This window comes from Pedobacter sp. B4419, assembly GCF_059693725.1.
The window spans coordinates 1,276,543-1,291,867 of sequence record NZ_JCASSL010000002.1 but is presented as its reverse complement, the minus strand read 5'-3'; the positions used below and the strand labels follow the sequence as shown (position 1 = coordinate 1,291,867).

Sequence of the window (15,325 nt, the reverse complement as noted above, 5' to 3'; positions counted from 1 at the left end):
CTTAAAGTGTTTCGTCTATAATTATAGCTTCAGATGCATTGTTCTTTACAGATTCGATGCCGTTTTCGCGACTAGATATAGTCGTGTACATTTGGCTTGTACCAATGATTTCGCCATTGCCAGCCTTTAGGTTGAAATAGTATTTTTCGTTTTTGGCAATCTCGCGTGCGTATCTTGAATCTAATGGCGCATTGGCCTTTACAGATTCGATGCCATTTTTACACGAAGACTTGGTGGCGTAGCCTTCGCTGGTTAAAATAATCTGTCCGTTTGTGGCTTCAAGATTGAATTGAAACTCGTCGTTTTTTCTTTTGCTGATTACAAATTTTCCCATTTTGATACGTTAATGTTGTTCGATAAATCTTGTTGCTATTTCGTGTGTTTGAAGTACTTGCCTGTTAGGCAGGATCATCATTTTGTTTCCATCAATTGGGTTCTCGAAAAGCTGAAATCCACTTCTGCAGTTTTGAAACCGATAACGAAGCACCATCAAACCCTTAAAAAAACCCTGCTCTTTTGTTTGCTGATAGACATGTTTGGAGCAAGAAACTCTGAATATGCATTGGCGCCTTTTATATTTGGGAATAATAGCCCAATAGAGTCTGATGGTAAGAAGAAGGATCAGCTTCATGCCTAATTTTTGCTAAAAACAACCATCTGATAAGAGGTCATGCGACCCGGTTGTCCACCGATTCCAAAGCATCCAGAGTCAGGCTGAACGTAGGTAGAAACACTTTCTAATCTGATGTACGTCCAGCCCTCTTCTGTGAATTGAGCGATTAATTGTTCCAATTGTCTTGCAATCACGCTGGTTGACTCCTTTTGATTAAAGGTTGCGATGAAGGGTACTACTTTATATTCCATCTTTTATCTTATTTTTCTAGAATAGTTCTTGCGGACATTTTTCATTATAAAACTATTTAAGCCACTTCCCGATATTGCAAGTGACTTCATCATTTCTATATTGCTAGAACCTGCACTTGAATAGCTATATTCATAAATGCTACCTGTTGTAAATTGCACCAAGATATAGTCGTTCCCAAATTCATATCCTGCAACTCCGGAGCTCCCACTGTAATTTTTATATCTTTCCATTTTTAAAGAGTTTTAAATGTTTAACTCTCCAAAAGTATTGCGATTAAATAAGGGTTTTTTACGGGAAACCGTAGAGGGTATATTTTTTCAAATAATTGATATTGAGTGAATTGTGAAGTATTTTTAGCTTAAAAAATAAACACAAAAAAGCCATCGCCGATTTCGGAATCAGGTGAGATGGCTTGCAGGATAGAAAGATGGCTTTAGTCTAAAAACAGACTGAAATCAGATGATGTAATGCTCTTTACAATAGGCAATCAATTGGCCGTTGTTGTTAAAGTCCAGATCTGATCGCATTACTTTGAGGCGTTTCTCTACGCTGCTCAAACTCGATGCGCCAAACTTCATTTCTTCAAGATGGTTTGGAATCTGCTTTTGCGATTTGCCTTCGAGCAACAGGCGGATAATGGCCTTGTCTAGATCGGTAAAATCGTGCGACTTTTCTTCTTGCCTGAGGTTGGGCGAAAGGTATTTTTTATCATCAAAAATTTGGGCAATGGCCAGCTTCAAATCTTGTGCATCGCGACGCGCCTTGGGTACATAGGCATCGATGCCCAAACTGTTCATCAGCTCCTTGGCTTTTGTTATTCTGTTTTCGATCGAGAATACCAAAACCTTGATATCAGGCTGTAATTGTTTAACGGCCTTGATGAGGTCTGTTCCATTGGTGATGGCCGCTTGATGATGGTCTTGGTCAAAGGAAAGATCAGTGATGAGCAGTTCATATGGGGTTTCGCTGTGAACCGCCTTTCTAATTCGTGCCAATGCATTGTCGCAATGGAAAACGTAGTCGGTATCATCTAAGCCGATTTCGAGTTCTTTTAAGGTAGTGCGAACAGAAATACTGGCTAATTCGTGGTCTTCGGCAACTAATACTTTTTTAAACATAAGATAGTTTTTTTATGAAACAGGAAATGAGAGATGGATTTTTATTCCTTTCTCTGTCTTGGTTTCAAAAATAAGTTGCCCCTCCAAGTTTTTTATACGGGTTTCCGCACTCTCTAGCCCATTGCCAGATTTTACAGCGCCGTTAATGCCAATGCCATTGTCTTCATAAGAAATGTGGATTTCTTCTTGCTTTTCTTCAAACTCGAATGTGACCTCGCTTGCTTGGCTGTGCTTGTCCATGTTGACTAATAGCTCCTGTAAAATGTGCCATATTTCATCTTTTGCTTCGCGATTAACCTTTTTCCATAAGTCTTCGGTATTTCCAAGAACAATTACTTTGATGTGATCAGAATTAAATGATTTGAGCAATTCGGCTATTTTTTGATGAAAATCTATGCTGGTGATCACGGGTCTTTCGTAAGAGATGTTACGTGTTTTTTCATACAAATCTTCCATATCATCTAACAAATGCTCCTTGTCTATTTCTTTTTGATGCTCCACTTTGGTCATTAATTGATATACGCCATTAGCCAACACATCGTGCACTCTTTTATAAGTTTTAAGCTTGTTTTCCTTGATGGTGTTTTCGGCTTCCATTTGGAGTCGTTGTTTTCTTTTGCGGTACCAAAACACGCCAGCACCTAATAAGATAACTAGCGTGATAACCACATAGGTTTTTTCGGCATTGTCCTTTTGTAATTTTAGATTGTCTGCCCTATGTTTTTCTATTTCATATCGAATTGGGGCAAATTGGTTTTTATCATTACTACGAGCGGTTTCTAAGCTATCCCTCAAAGGCTGATATATCTGAAAATATTTGGTCGCTTCGGACGGACTAAGCTTAATTAATTTTTCAAGAGCTTGGCTAAGGTCATCAGGGCTATTTATTTCTTTAGCTGTGGAATACATTTTACGTGCATAGAAAAGAGCGGAATCGGGCCTTTTTTTAGTGTAAAAGCTTGCTAAATGTGCATAACTTGAATGCAGACTTAACGTATTATTTCCCTGTTCTCGAAGATGTAATGCTTTTAAAAGTTCTGGAGCAGCATTATACTTAGGGTTTTGGAGCCATTTAGTAATACCATTAATCGTTATAATACGAGCATATTGGTCTTTGTCATCAATTTTTTGTGCTAGAAGTTTCTGGTAAATGTTTAATGCTTTTTTGTATTCTCCTTTTTCACGGTATGCATTCGCTATATTGTTCTTGAGTTTAATGGCCGGTAAAGAAATGCTGTCTTCTGTAAAGGCTAGGGACTTATTGTAGAATTCAATAGCCTTTGCGTATTCTTTTAAGTTGAAATAAGCGAGGCCAAGGTTATTAAAATTAGATCTTATAAGAACACTGTCATCTTTTCTCCCGGGATGAAAATAGGGAATAGCACTTAGGGATAATTCTTGACCACCGAAATAATCACCTTTATCAGTTGAAATTATAGCCATATTTACTAAGCACTTGCCTGCTCTCAAGCTATCATTCTGTTTTAAAAAGACATCCTTGGCCTTATTGAAATAGTAATAAGCACTATCGTATATTACTAGCGTATCTCTAAACTTATAAGCTTTGTCGTAAAATACATTGTCTATTTTCCTTGGTTTATTTTGCTCTGAAGGATTTTTTGAGCAAGAGAAAATGAATAAAAAAGAAAATGAGAGAAGGGTGAGGCGTTTCATTGTTTTTCGTTTAACCTAAGGTAGATAAATAAACCGCAAGAATATTATTCAAAATTTTGTCTTTTAAGAGCAAAAAAAAATAGGCGATTAGGATCGCCTATTTCTGTTATGGTTTTGGAGGAGGAGTTTGACCGTTGTCACCACTAGGGCCGCCTGGTCCAGTACTGTCATCATCCTGCTCGCCACTAATTGTGTTTACATTTACAGTTTCCCCACTGTTAGAGCTGGTATTAATGTTTGGAGATGCCAATCCTAAAAGAATAGCAATGATAATTGGAAGATACATAAGGGATAATTTCTTAAGGTTAAGTTCCAAATATAAAAATTAAGGCAAGATTATCTTGCCTTAATTAATCACGGCCTATGGCTTTGGTGGGGGTAGTTGACTATTGTCGCCACCTGTACCATCATCACCTGAACCACCGCCAGTTCCTGGGTCACCTGTGCCCCCATTGCCTGGGTTGTTTGGGTCGTTTGGATCACCTGGATCGTTAGGATCGCCATTGGTGGTATTTACGGTTACGGTGCCGCCACATTTTGAAGTGTGCGTGCTAGGGTTTACCAATCCCAACAGGATGGCTATGAAAATAGGAATTATCATTTTGACAAAAATTTTAGAACATGAAATACTTGGGTAGGTCCCAGCGAATCCGATCGCTGGGGTTGCTACAGTTTGTAAATCAGAAGGCCTTCTGAAATTTTTGGGAAGAGGTTTTGAGTTTCAATCGCGGGAGCAAGTCACTGCTTCCCAAACCAGGTTCTAACCACCGCGATATCGGCTCATTGTTGTTATCAGTTTTCTTGTATGAAGGATGATTATAAACCAACCTTCGAACTGATGACGATACAAATGTAGATGGGTAAAGGGCTTATAGTTAATTAATTCCGCGAATTCCGTAAATTCATTCAGAATTCCGGAAAGCCGTAAAAATTCCGAAAATTCCGCTTTAATTTTATCGAATTAATTCTCTTAAAATGTCTGATCAATACAAGAAGGTAGTACTAGATTCTTACTATGAAAAAAAAGAAGACGGTACCTTGTCAATTAATTTAATTAACCTAGCGCCTGGAAGTTTGTACGAAGAATGTAGATTGGTTTATAGAGAGAGGCCGTTGGAAGATGACAATGAAATACTGAGATCTTTTTTCGGACCCAAGGATGAGGTGACAGGATTTAGTCGTGCTATTGAAGCTATCGATATTGACAAGTTTAGACCAGTTAAAAAATTTGTACTCAGAGAAACAGCTAATCCAGATAAAAGAATTATTGAGCTTTTGGCTTGGCTGATAGATTTTAAGCCTAGGCCATCTTTGACTTGGGAAATAGCACAGAAAAAATTAGAGAAAAAAGGAGAAATAACAACATCTACAACAAATCCACCACCACCACCACCACCTCCTCCACCACCTCCAAAAATCCCATTTATAGCATTTGTTATTCTCGCAACCCTATTAATTGCAGAAAGCACAATCGCCTATTTTACTTTCTATCATGATAAAGCATTCTCGCGAATTCCGCCAACAAAAAAAGAATGTATGTATTGGGCAGGCGATCATTATGAAGCTGTTTCTTGCGATCTGGCAATCGGTACCGCACAAAACCGACTCCCTTTTGATGATTTTGAATGGAATTACTTAAGGAAGATTACTCGCCCAGATACACTTACAGAGAACGACATAGGCAAAGTCTGGTATATCAAAATAAAGAACGACCCTGAGATTTTTACAGTCAATGGCCGTTACCCTTTAGATACCAATCGTGTATTAAAGCCATTGAGCCAACACATGTATGATACGTACATCCCAAAAAAGAAAGAGGTGGCCTTGCTCAAGCAACAGTTAAGGGCTGGAGGCATAGCTCTTGTAATGCTATTTAGTGTTGGACTGTGGTGGTTAGTGGTAGTGCGGGTGATGAGAAAGAAAAGGAAAAAATGGCTTCATCACTAGCGTTAGTTTATTAAATTAGCTTCAAACATTTTGTTGCTCATGAATAAACTATTTAACCTCGCTATTATAATTACCCTCGGATTAATGATGAGCTGTAAGCAAAAGCCAAAAAGCAACGGCAATATCTACTTTACGACTGCCCCTGAAACAGATAAAAGAGTAAAAGACCTGGGCCTAGACAAGGCCTCTGAAGATGTTTCGTATGTTTTGGATGCGGGCAAAATAAAAATACCCAGTAACAGAGAAGAAGAGGGAGATACAACAGTTAAAGAAAAACCAATTCCCGAATTTGATCAGGATGCGATTATTATTTTAGAGGGCGACAAGCCCATAAAAGGAGCGCTGATGTGGGATGCATTACAGAGCTTGGGATTAAAATGGGGAGATGGCGACCTGTTCCACTGGAACAATAAAAGCGACTATGGCGACCAGCAGCTCTTTAGCGTGTGGACCAGCACCGAGCCTGGATATTTCTTTCCAGAAAAGGTGAAGAGCGGAGAAATGAACCCGAGAGATTTGATTTTTGGATTTGTTATACCAAGAAACGCCGATCCCGAAAATGTTTTCGACGCAATGATCGCTGCCGTAAAGTATAGCCAAAAACGATTAGGCGGAAAGATCCTTGACAAAAACCTAAAGCCATTTAACGAAACTGAAGAGAAGAAAGCTTTGAAATTGCTTGTAGATCAGATGAAAAGCAAAGGAATGATCCCAGGTTCGAGTAGATTGTTGAAGGTTTACTAACCGTTCATAAAAAAGCCACAGTCTCGATATAAAATCGAGACTGTGGCTTAAATGATAGGGCATATTTTATTAAACCCGTCCCATTACCGGATCGGTAAAGCTTTCTTTGCCTGTTTCTATTCGTCCGGCAAAGCGTTGGAAATAGGGATTGTTTGCACTGGTTTTGATCTCAAAATCATACCAGCCATAACTAGCTTGAAGGTTGAGTATCAATACTTCCTCGCTTTTGGGTTTGATCGTTTTTTGCAGGTTATTGGTTTTATAGCCCAAATCAGTGATTTGAATATTGACTGCATTCGCACTCGCATTTTTGATGCTTAGCTTGATGTTTCCGGTTGGCGCTTTGGTTAAACGGTTCAGTTCGTTTTCGATACCAATGGTTAACAATGGATCGTTGGTTGTACCCGAGAACTCACGGAAGAAACCATTCGGACCATTTAAACGCAAGTGATATTTCCCGTCTTCAAAAGCGTTTAAAGGCCAAGTATATTGCAGTTCGTCATTGGCTTTTACGGCAAAAGACCAATTCCTGCAAATTTGCGCAGGTTCTTTATCGGTTTTAAAACTTCCAGGGGCATATACCGTGAAAGGCGAACCGGCAGCCTGCTTATTGAACAGCTGATTTTTAGCTGCCATTTTAATTTGAAAACTCTTTTTATCGGCTGCCAACATCCCTTCGGCCGCCAGCTGATAAGGCAAAGCGCAAGATTTGCGAATGCCTTTTTCTTGTTGCGACATTAAGCCTGCATATTGACCGGCCTTCGCATTTTGGAGTTCCTGATCTGAAACTGGCTTAAATCCCCTTGGTTCTTCCTTAAATTTTGCATTAAAAATGGTTTCTACAAAAGTATTCCGATTTAAGAAAGGCAGTTTTTCCGCTTTTGGATCGAAAGGCGTAAAGGCTGAAGTCAGGTTTCCTGAAATGGTCCTGCGCCATTGGCTAATGTTGTCAAGCCTGATGTTTTTGCTGTATTTTTTATTCACAAATTCCTCTAAAAACTGGAGCGTAGAAGTATGGTCGAACAACTGGGAACAAACCTTTCCTCCTCTGGTCCAAGGCGAAGCGATTAACATTGGTACCCTAAAACCTAGGCCAATCGGTGCTTCGCGGGCCTGTTTTTCTGCGATGCCTTGTTTAAGCTCATTGGCCAAACGAACATGTTCAATTTCTGTATCTATTCCTTCAGAAACCTTTCCTGTTTCGGGCTTTTTGCTGTCTGGAATTGAAAAAGGTGGCACGTGATCGTAATAACCGTCGTTCTCGTCGTAGGTGACAATGAATATGGTTTTCTTCCACACTTCTGGATTTTTGGTCAGGATGTCCATCACCTCAGAAATATACCAAGCTCCATACCATGGTGCACTTGGATGGTCCGAAAAATTCTGTGGTCCGGCCAGCCACGATACCGTAGGCAATTTGCCAGAATCCACGTCACTTCTAAATTGATGCAACACATCGCCTTTTGGCACAGTTACTTCTCGTTCTTGAGCGCCATCGTTATATTTGATTTTAGCAATCGATCTGTAGTCGGGATCATTTTTGTTAACTACAAATGCACTGTAGAACAAGGTTTTTTGCTCGTCAGATAGCTTGTCAAAATTCTTTTGGTTCCACTTTTCCAGTTCGGCCGTAGCGGTTTCCAATGCCTTCGATTTGTTTTTAACATCGGTTTTTATTTTTTCCGTTGCTTCTTGGCTTGATGGACTTGCTTCCTGAAGTTTAGTGATTTCTGCAGGCAAAGTTTCCACCTGTTTGATCAGACTTTCTACGTATTTATCTTTAAACTTTACGTTATAAGCGCTAAAAAATTCCAGCAGATTACAGCCAAAATTGGCTAGCCAAGCCCGCTCTTCGCCCTTAAAGCCACCGCCACAACTCGTTTCGTTTTGATAGAATTTCCAGTTGATCTTATTCTCTCCCAGCAATTCTGGAAAGGTTTTCCAGGTATGTTTGCCATAAGAATAATCGTCGTTTCTGATGTTTGCTTTCGGAATGCCATCCTGGTCTTGCGTTATTTTGCCTGTCCAAAAGAAAGATCTATTTGGTGTAGTACTGGTCATCGCCGAACAGAAATTTTGATCGCAAATGGTAAAAGCATCGGCCAAGGCATAATTAAATGGCAAATCTTCGCGCACGTAATGGCCTAAAGTAAGTGGCAGCTGCGCATAGGTTTTATTACCCGATTTTTTGGCCGGCAGCCATTGGTCGTATTTGCCATTGTTATAGGCATCTACCTGGCTGGCACGCGAGTGTGGCAAATCGCCCATCCAAGTTACTTTTGAGTCTTTGATGTTTAAACGAAATGGGGCGTAGGTGTTTCCCAGCGCATCGGTTTGAAACCAAACAGGCTTTTGATTGGGCAAGGTAATTGCCCTTGGATCGTTAAAGCCGCGTACGCCCTGCAAAGAACCAAATGCATGGTCGAATGACCTGTTTTCCTGCATTAAGATCACCACATGTTCCGCATCCAAAAAGGTGCTTCCCGGAGCTGGATTGATGGCTAAAGCTTTTTGAATTGATGCTGGCATTACGGTAGCCACACCTGCTGCGCCCGAAAGCAACAAAGATTTGCGGAGAAATTCTCTTCTGGTATCCATGATTTGGAATAATTGTTATCGAGCTTGGAAAATTGCTCGCCTGATATAAAGTTAATGGTTCGCGAAAATAATAACATTAACTATCCAAATCTTTACGGGACTAAATCATAACAAAAACTTAATATTCCGGTCTTTTTTTCTTCATTGCATACTTTAACAGCAACACTGCAATTACGGCACTGCCGAACCTCAACAGATTGCCTTCCCAGCCTGTGGCCGCCGAATCAGAAACGGTAAATACGTTCCAGGCCGCGTTGAGCGAAACGTGGAAAATGAAACCACTCCATAAGGTATAGTCATCTAAATGATTAAGCACGGCGAATAAAATCCCTCCAAAAAAGGTAATCCAAAATACCTGTAGCGCAATTGCCGTACCGCCACCCATACCCAGCCAATGGATGCCTCCAAATACCAGCGACTGGAATAAGATAGCAGGAACAATATGCCAGCCCAGGGCCTTGCGCACAAAGATGAATCCGAAGCCCCTAAACACTAGCTCCTCGGCAAAAGGAAATACGACCGAGAGGTAGAGAAAATCTGCAATGCCTAAATCGTGATTTAACTTGTATTGCATGCCCAAGCCGATCCAAAAAGGCGATGTGGCCGCCAGCGCCAATAAAGGTCCGCGAAAGCCATTCCAATGCAGGCCTAAAGCTCGCCAAAAACCGCTTTTGGGTTTGGCCAGTAATAAATACGCAACCACCAAGGCCAACAAAACCGCCAACAAATTATCTGCAATAGCTCCACCATAAGGAATAGGGAAGCCCGGGATTTTAAAGCCTAGCCATTTGGTTATATCGCGGATTTGTAAGGCAGCTGCCAGCGTCAATACCACCATAAGGGCTTTGAGGATTGTACTGCCCATGCTTGGTTTTTCGCTGGCCAGCAATTCATGTTGTTTGATAATTTTCATCATTGTTGTTGGGTTTTCCTTTCACAAGATGAAGCTACTGTTTAAAAGGTTGCAAGCATGTGCAATTCTGCTCTTTAATTGGAAGAGGGAAATATAAGATGTGAAAGGTAAGATGGAAGATGTGGCGTTCAATTGTTTTTATTGGGAAAGCAAAAACACCATTTCATTTGAGGGTTAGTCCCGCTATCCTTCCAAGTCCTCGCCTCCTACCTCGGCTTCGGGCTTTCCATCCTATCGGGTTTGAGGAACAGCGGTTTCTGCTGCTATGTTTGCACTGACTCTGATTAAATAGCCCGGATTGGAGCGGCATCCTTTTTTGCCATTGAGGCAAGAAAGATACAGCGGAAAGCCGGAGTAGCTTTCCTTGTTGTAGCACTGTTGCGCTTCAAAGATGGCTCACAATTTTGGTTTTTAAAACTTCGCAAGTGTTTAAGTTTGTTGGTGAAGAACACCAACAAGGGCTTAAGTCAAAATGGATTACAAATCCATAGTTAAAAAGGTCGGGATGACACATCCCGACCAACCATGATTAATTTCGGTTACCGGTTTTTGCCTGCCTGATTGCCTGGTTTTCTTTAAGGTTAAGGCGGTAAACAAAGGTCAATCGATAACGGGCTGCATTAGGGTTGCTCATTTGGTTAATTACATAATCCGCACCAGTGGTGGTACTTTTAAACTTGCGGAGGTTAAAAAGATTGGCCACATCGAACAATAAAGTAGCCCTATCTTTAAGTAGGTTTTTACTCGATCCAACCTCCAGGTAATGGATTGCCTGCGTATGCGTTTGGGCATTGCTTTGTGCACCTGTAAAACTGTAGCGGGCCTGGAAGTTGAGCTTGTTGGCAAACTTCAGCTGGCTGCTCAAACGTCCGGTAAGCGCGTCGCCCTCGTAGTTGAAGTTTTGCGATAGGTATTGCCCCTTTTGCTTAAAGCTAAAAGCATTCATCTCCAGGTTCAATTGCAGCCATTTGATGGGATTGTAAAGCAAAGAAAGTTCTACGCCTTTGCGCACTTCGCTTTGGATGTTAACCGGCGAGGTAATAAACACCTGGTTCTCGTTTCTAAAAGTATAATCGATAATAATTCCATTGTTCTGTTGGTAATAAACCGATGGATTGAAGGTAAGCGAACTCCAGTTTTTGATGTAGCCCACCTCAAACACATGGGCATAGGAAGGGTTGAGTTCGGGGTTGCCCATGTAGCGCGAGTTGTAGTCGGTAAGCTCGTTAAAAGGATACAGGCTGTTGAGCGACGGCCGGTTGATGCGTTTGCTGTAGCTGGCCTGAACAGCATCGCCTTTGGCCAAGCGATAGCTCAGGTTAACCGTAGGAAACAAGCGGGTATAATTTTTACGGTCGTTATAGGTGCCAATACGGTCTTCGATTTTAATACGGGTAATTTCTGTGCGCAAACCCAATTGATAAGAAAAACCACCCAGCTTACTGGCTACTTGGGCATAGGCAGCGCCAATCAGTTCGCGGTAAGCCAATTTGTTGTCAATGTTCTCGAGGATGTTCCACGCATCGCCAGCCTGCTGTTCGGCCTTAAAATCGGAAGTAACGCTGCGGTTTTCTACCTTTAGGCCTACTTCTAATCGCGAGTTGCTGTCTAACGGCTGTACAAAGTCGGTTTGTACCATCAAATCTTTGCTGGCCCCTATAGAACTGGTGCGAATTCCAGGTAAGTTTTCCAATGCGGGAAACGTTTTTTGTGTGTTCAAATTCCATTCCTTGTCGCTGTTCCAGAAATCGTACTGCATGTCTATCGTGTATTTTTTGATGGGTTGCTTAAAGGTTTTGGTATAGTTAAACTCTATCTGGTTATAGTTTCTGTTCTCAAACGATTCGCCATTGCGATGCAGGCTGCTATCGAGGCTGCTGCTTGCATAATTGTAGCCCAATCCCACTTTGTCATGATCTTTGGTGGCATTTTTTAAAAAAGCAGCGGTGAGTGTGTTGTGTTCATTGAGCTGGTAGTCGGCACCAACGTAGAGCAGTTTGCCATCATCATGACGCTTTTCGTCGTTGCGCTGGTTTAGGCGAGTGGTAACGCCGTTGTTGCGAACCGATTGATCGGTGGTATACAATCCCACATAATCAGATAAGCGGATGCCGAAAGTAGAGAAGATGTTCAGTTTTTCAGATTTGTAATTGATGCTGGGCATAATGCGGGTTTCGTTCGGAATGCCACCCACCAATCGCAGCTGTCCGTTAAAACCAGCGGCTCGGTTTTTCTTTAAAATGATATTGATGATCCCTGCCGATCCGGTGGCATCGTACCTGGAAGAGGGATTGGTAATCACTTCAACCTGGCTAATCTGGTCGGCCGGCAGTTGTTCTAGTGCATTGGCTGCGGTAAGGCCGGTTCTTCGGCCATTAATCAGCACCAAAACATTGCTGTTGCCCCTCAAGCTGGCTACTCCTGTTGGACTTACGCTTACCGAAGGCACGCCGTTCAACAAATCGACAGCCGAACCTGTTTGCGACAGCACGTCTTTTCCGGCGGTAAAAACCTTTTTGTCCAATTGTAAACTTATGGCCGGCCTATCGCCCACAATGGCTACTTCTTTTAACAGTTTAGGATCGGGTTCGAGGTAAATCGTACCTAAGTCCATTCGGCCTCCACCTGTCGCTACCTTCAGGGGCTGGATAATAGGCTGGTAGCCCATAAAACTAAACTCGATGGTTAAGTTGCCTGTTGGAATAGAATCTAATGCAAAGGCACCTTTATCGTCGCTAATGCTTCCGGTTATTATTTTAGTGTTTTCGTTTTTTACGGTAACGGTTACATAAGGCATAGCCGTTTGAGATGATTTTTCTTTAATGAGGCCATGTACTACCTTTTTGGTAGTTTGGGCCATTAGTGAGGCGCAAGAAAACAGGCCTATGCAGAGCAAAATTATTCGTTTCATGAAGCAAGATTAGCCCATGGAATTTGTCTGGCCTAAGAAAAACATGCCAACGGCTCCATATCCTTTTCAAATGCACTTGTTGCCTCTATCTTTATGCTAACTTTACATTATGAATAAGCTCTTCCTTATCGTTGCCTTGCTTTTGTTTGCCTCTTGCAAAAGGCAGCTAGTGATTCACGAGGCATCGGAACCCAAGTTTCGTATAGGCGATGACAGGCAATGGGCCAACAAAAACTATATAGATACCAATTGGGAAGATGCCAGAGGCCTTACCAACGACAAAGTATTTTGGGTACGTTTTAAAATGGACCTGCAAAAACGGCCAAACAAAACAGAAGCCATAGGCCTAGAAGTGCATGCCTTTGGCGCCTTTGAAGTTTATTGGGATGGCATTTACCTTGGCCGTAACGGCGAATTGGCACAAGCCGGAAAGCCAGAGGTTGCCGGAACAGAAGGATCTTGCTATATGGTGCCCGATTCGCTGGCTAGCGAAGGCCAGCATGTGGTAGCTTTAAGGGCAACCCAGGCCTACCAGCAGGCCGAGCAGCGAGGTGTCGACATTAAGCTTCAGGTTTATACCGAGATGTTGAAGCTGCCTTTGATGGGGGCTGCCTTTATGAACCTCATCGCAGGTGCTTTTTTGATCGCGGCGATCTACTATTTCTTTATCTATATCAGCAGCAGGCGCAAGCAATTTCCTGTGTTGATCTTTGCCCTGATCTGCTTCTTGTTTTTTGCGCTGCTCATTTTAGAGTACTTGAAATTCTATGTAACCATTCCCTACAATTATTTTTATGCACGGCTCGAGGGGATCGGCTGGCTTACTTTTCTGCTTGCCTTTCTGGTGCCTTTGTACTTTTGCCTGCAGTTCGGCTTTAAAAAAAAGCTTTGGCTATTGGGTTTGTTGCTTTGCGCACTGGTTGCCATATACCTGCTTAATTTTGGGCATTATGATATTACTGCTGTTTATTACAGTTACACAATGTGGATTACTACCGTTCTGGTAGTAATCGAGGCTATTGTTCGAAAAGAAAAAGGCGCTTGGGTAGTGTTATTTTGTTTAATCGCACGTGTGGTGATCAACTATTTCTTTTATTATGATTTTAGCTTGTTTATCAGTTTTGCAATCATCGTATTGTGTATGCTCTACCTGTATGCCATACGCGCCAGAACCATAGAAGAAGAGCATGAGGCCTCCTTGTTGCTTTCGGCCCGTTTGCAATTGGACCTGGTTAAGAAAAACATCCAGCCACACTTTCTTAAAAATACGCTGATGTCTTTGATCGACTGGGTAGAGGAATCGCCCCAACAGGGTGTAAAATTTCTGCATTCGCTCTCCAAAGAATTTGACATCATGAACAGCATTGCCGAAGAGGCCTTGATCCCCATCGGTAAGGAAATCGAGCTGTGCAAGGCGCATTTGTCTGTGATGCAGTTTCGTAAGGAAATTGCCTATGAATGGGAAGAAGAAGGCATCGTGCCCACCGAATTGGTTCCGCCGGCCATCTTCCATACGTTGTTAGAAAACGGCATCACCCATAGCATGCCGCGTGATGGCCGTATCCTTTTCAAACTGAGCTACTCGGTGGCCAACGGCTTTAAGGTATATGTGTTTGAAACCTTTGCACAGAACAGGATAAAATCGAAAACACGGATTGGGGGCAACGGCTTTAATTACATCAAGGCCAGGTTAACCGAAAGCTACGGCCAGGATTGGGAATTCACATCGGGCGCGACCGAAACAGGCTGGCAAAGCAACATCAAAATTAAGGAAGCCAAATGAAGATACTGATTATTGAAGACGAAGAAAGAATTGCCAAAAGGCTGCAACGCATCGCCACCCAGTTTTTTGCGCAGGAACTGGAAACATTGGCTGTTTGCGATTCGCTGCAAAAAGGCTTGGCCTATATTGAAAGGCATCCGATAGATGTGTTGCTGCTCGATCTGAATCTCAATGGTGAAGATGGATTTGATATTTTAGGCGCCGTGGTGGCAGGCGCATTCCATACCATTATTGTTTCGGCCTATACCGATAAGGCCATTACGGCCTTTGCCTATGGCGTAATTGATTTTGTGCCCAAACCATTCGATGAAGAAAGGCTTTTTCAGGCATTTAGAAGGGCAATGGCCAGCGACAAAAAAACAGGTGGTCCTATTAAATACCTGGCAGTAAAGAAAGCAGGCAATATCAGGCTGATTGATATCAATGAGCTTCATTACATTAAAGGTGCCGGGATCTACAGCGAATTGCATTTGCGCAATGGCAAGCAAGAACTGCATGACAAATCGCTCGAAGCCCTTGAGCAGCTGTTGCCCAGCTCTTTTGAACGCATCCATAAATCCTACATCGTTCCCTTAAATCAGGCCGAAAAAATAGTAGTAGAAGCCGGTGGGCGCTACAATTTGTTATTGGCCAATGGCGAAACGCTGCCTATCGGCCGGTCGAGGTACAAGGAATTAAGGGAAAAGATGATCTGATGCCTTGGTAAAATTAAACTTACCTTTCGCCGATGATTAAGCTTATTTTGTATAATTGATGTCGATTCCCCTTATGG

14 protein-coding genes are annotated in these 15,325 nt (G+C 42.1%); 4 read left to right on the top strand and 10 right to left on the bottom strand.

The window, feature by feature from the left end:
- Position 1 precedes the first annotated feature (1 nt).
- From AC570H_RS17140 to AC570H_RS17110, 7 genes are all read right to left on the bottom strand, one after another.
- Complete coding sequence (locus AC570H_RS17140; RefSeq protein WP_497357045.1) at positions 2–334, bottom strand: YegP family protein; 333 nt, start codon at positions 332–334, stop codon at positions 2–4.
- A gap of 9 nt (positions 335–343) precedes the next feature.
- Positions 344–631 carry a membrane protein insertion efficiency factor YidD gene (gene yidD, locus AC570H_RS17135; protein WP_497357043.1) on the bottom strand — a complete coding sequence of 96 codons (288 nt, stop codon included), beginning with the start codon at positions 629–631 and terminating at the stop codon, positions 344–346.
- Positions 632–633: 2 nt separating this feature from the next.
- Complete coding sequence (locus AC570H_RS17130; protein ID WP_497357041.1) at positions 634–864, bottom strand: hypothetical protein; 231 nt, start codon at positions 862–864, stop codon at positions 634–636.
- 3 nt (positions 865–867) lie between these two features.
- Entirely contained in the window at positions 868–1,095 is a 228-nt protein-coding gene (locus tag AC570H_RS17125) for a hypothetical protein (protein WP_497357039.1), read from the bottom strand.
- A gap of 225 nt (positions 1,096–1,320) precedes the next feature.
- Positions 1,321–1,983, bottom strand: a complete 663-nt coding sequence (locus AC570H_RS17120) for a DNA-binding response regulator (RefSeq protein ID WP_497357037.1) — start codon at positions 1,981–1,983, stop codon at positions 1,321–1,323.
- A 12-nt stretch (positions 1,984–1,995) separates the two neighbouring features.
- Positions 1,996–3,657 (bottom strand): tetratricopeptide repeat-containing sensor histidine kinase, encoded by a 1,662-nt coding sequence (locus AC570H_RS17115; RefSeq protein ID WP_497357035.1) that lies wholly within the window; start codon positions 3,655–3,657, stop codon positions 1,996–1,998.
- Positions 3,658–4,018: 361 nt separating this feature from the next.
- Positions 4,019–4,258, bottom strand: coding sequence for a hypothetical protein (locus tag AC570H_RS17110; protein ID WP_497357033.1), 240 nt, complete (start codon positions 4,256–4,258; stop codon positions 4,019–4,021).
- Positions 4,259–4,632: 374 nt separating this feature from the next.
- Between AC570H_RS17110 and AC570H_RS17105 the strand changes: the two genes are divergently transcribed.
- A complete protein-coding gene (locus AC570H_RS17105; protein WP_497357031.1) occupies positions 4,633–5,604 on the top strand; it encodes a hypothetical protein in 972 nt (323 codons plus the stop codon).
- Positions 5,605–5,643: 39 nt separating this feature from the next.
- On the top strand, positions 5,644–6,348 hold the full coding sequence (locus AC570H_RS17100; protein ID WP_497357029.1) for a cell division protein ZipA C-terminal FtsZ-binding domain-containing protein: 705 nt from the start codon (positions 5,644–5,646) through the stop codon (positions 6,346–6,348).
- A 69-nt stretch (positions 6,349–6,417) separates the two neighbouring features.
- On the opposite strand, the gene AC570H_RS17095 is transcribed toward AC570H_RS17100, so the two are convergent.
- The 3 genes from AC570H_RS17095 to AC570H_RS17085 form a co-directional block, all read right to left on the bottom strand.
- A complete protein-coding gene (locus AC570H_RS17095) occupies positions 6,418–8,946 on the bottom strand; it encodes a phosphocholine-specific phospholipase C (protein ID WP_497357027.1) in 2,529 nt (842 codons plus the stop codon).
- Between the two features lie 118 nt (positions 8,947–9,064).
- Positions 9,065–9,862 (bottom strand): CPBP family glutamic-type intramembrane protease, encoded by a 798-nt coding sequence (locus tag AC570H_RS17090; protein ID WP_497357025.1) that lies wholly within the window; start codon positions 9,860–9,862, stop codon positions 9,065–9,067.
- A 526-nt stretch (positions 9,863–10,388) separates the two neighbouring features.
- Positions 10,389–12,770 carry a TonB-dependent receptor gene (locus AC570H_RS17085; protein ID WP_497357022.1) on the bottom strand — a complete coding sequence of 794 codons (2,382 nt, stop codon included), beginning with the start codon at positions 12,768–12,770 and terminating at the stop codon, positions 10,389–10,391.
- A gap of 109 nt (positions 12,771–12,879) precedes the next feature.
- Between AC570H_RS17085 and AC570H_RS17080 the strand changes: the two genes are divergently transcribed.
- The gene (locus AC570H_RS17080) at positions 12,880–14,553 is read left to right on the top strand and encodes a histidine kinase (RefSeq protein WP_497357020.1); all 1,674 of its coding nucleotides are present in this window, start codon (positions 12,880–12,882) and stop codon (positions 14,551–14,553) included.
- Positions 14,550–15,248 (top strand): LytR/AlgR family response regulator transcription factor, encoded by a 699-nt coding sequence (locus AC570H_RS17075; protein ID WP_497357018.1) that lies wholly within the window; start codon positions 14,550–14,552, stop codon positions 15,246–15,248. Before AC570H_RS17080 ends, AC570H_RS17075 begins: the two co-directional genes overlap by 4 nt.
- Positions 15,249–15,325 lie beyond the last annotated feature (77 nt).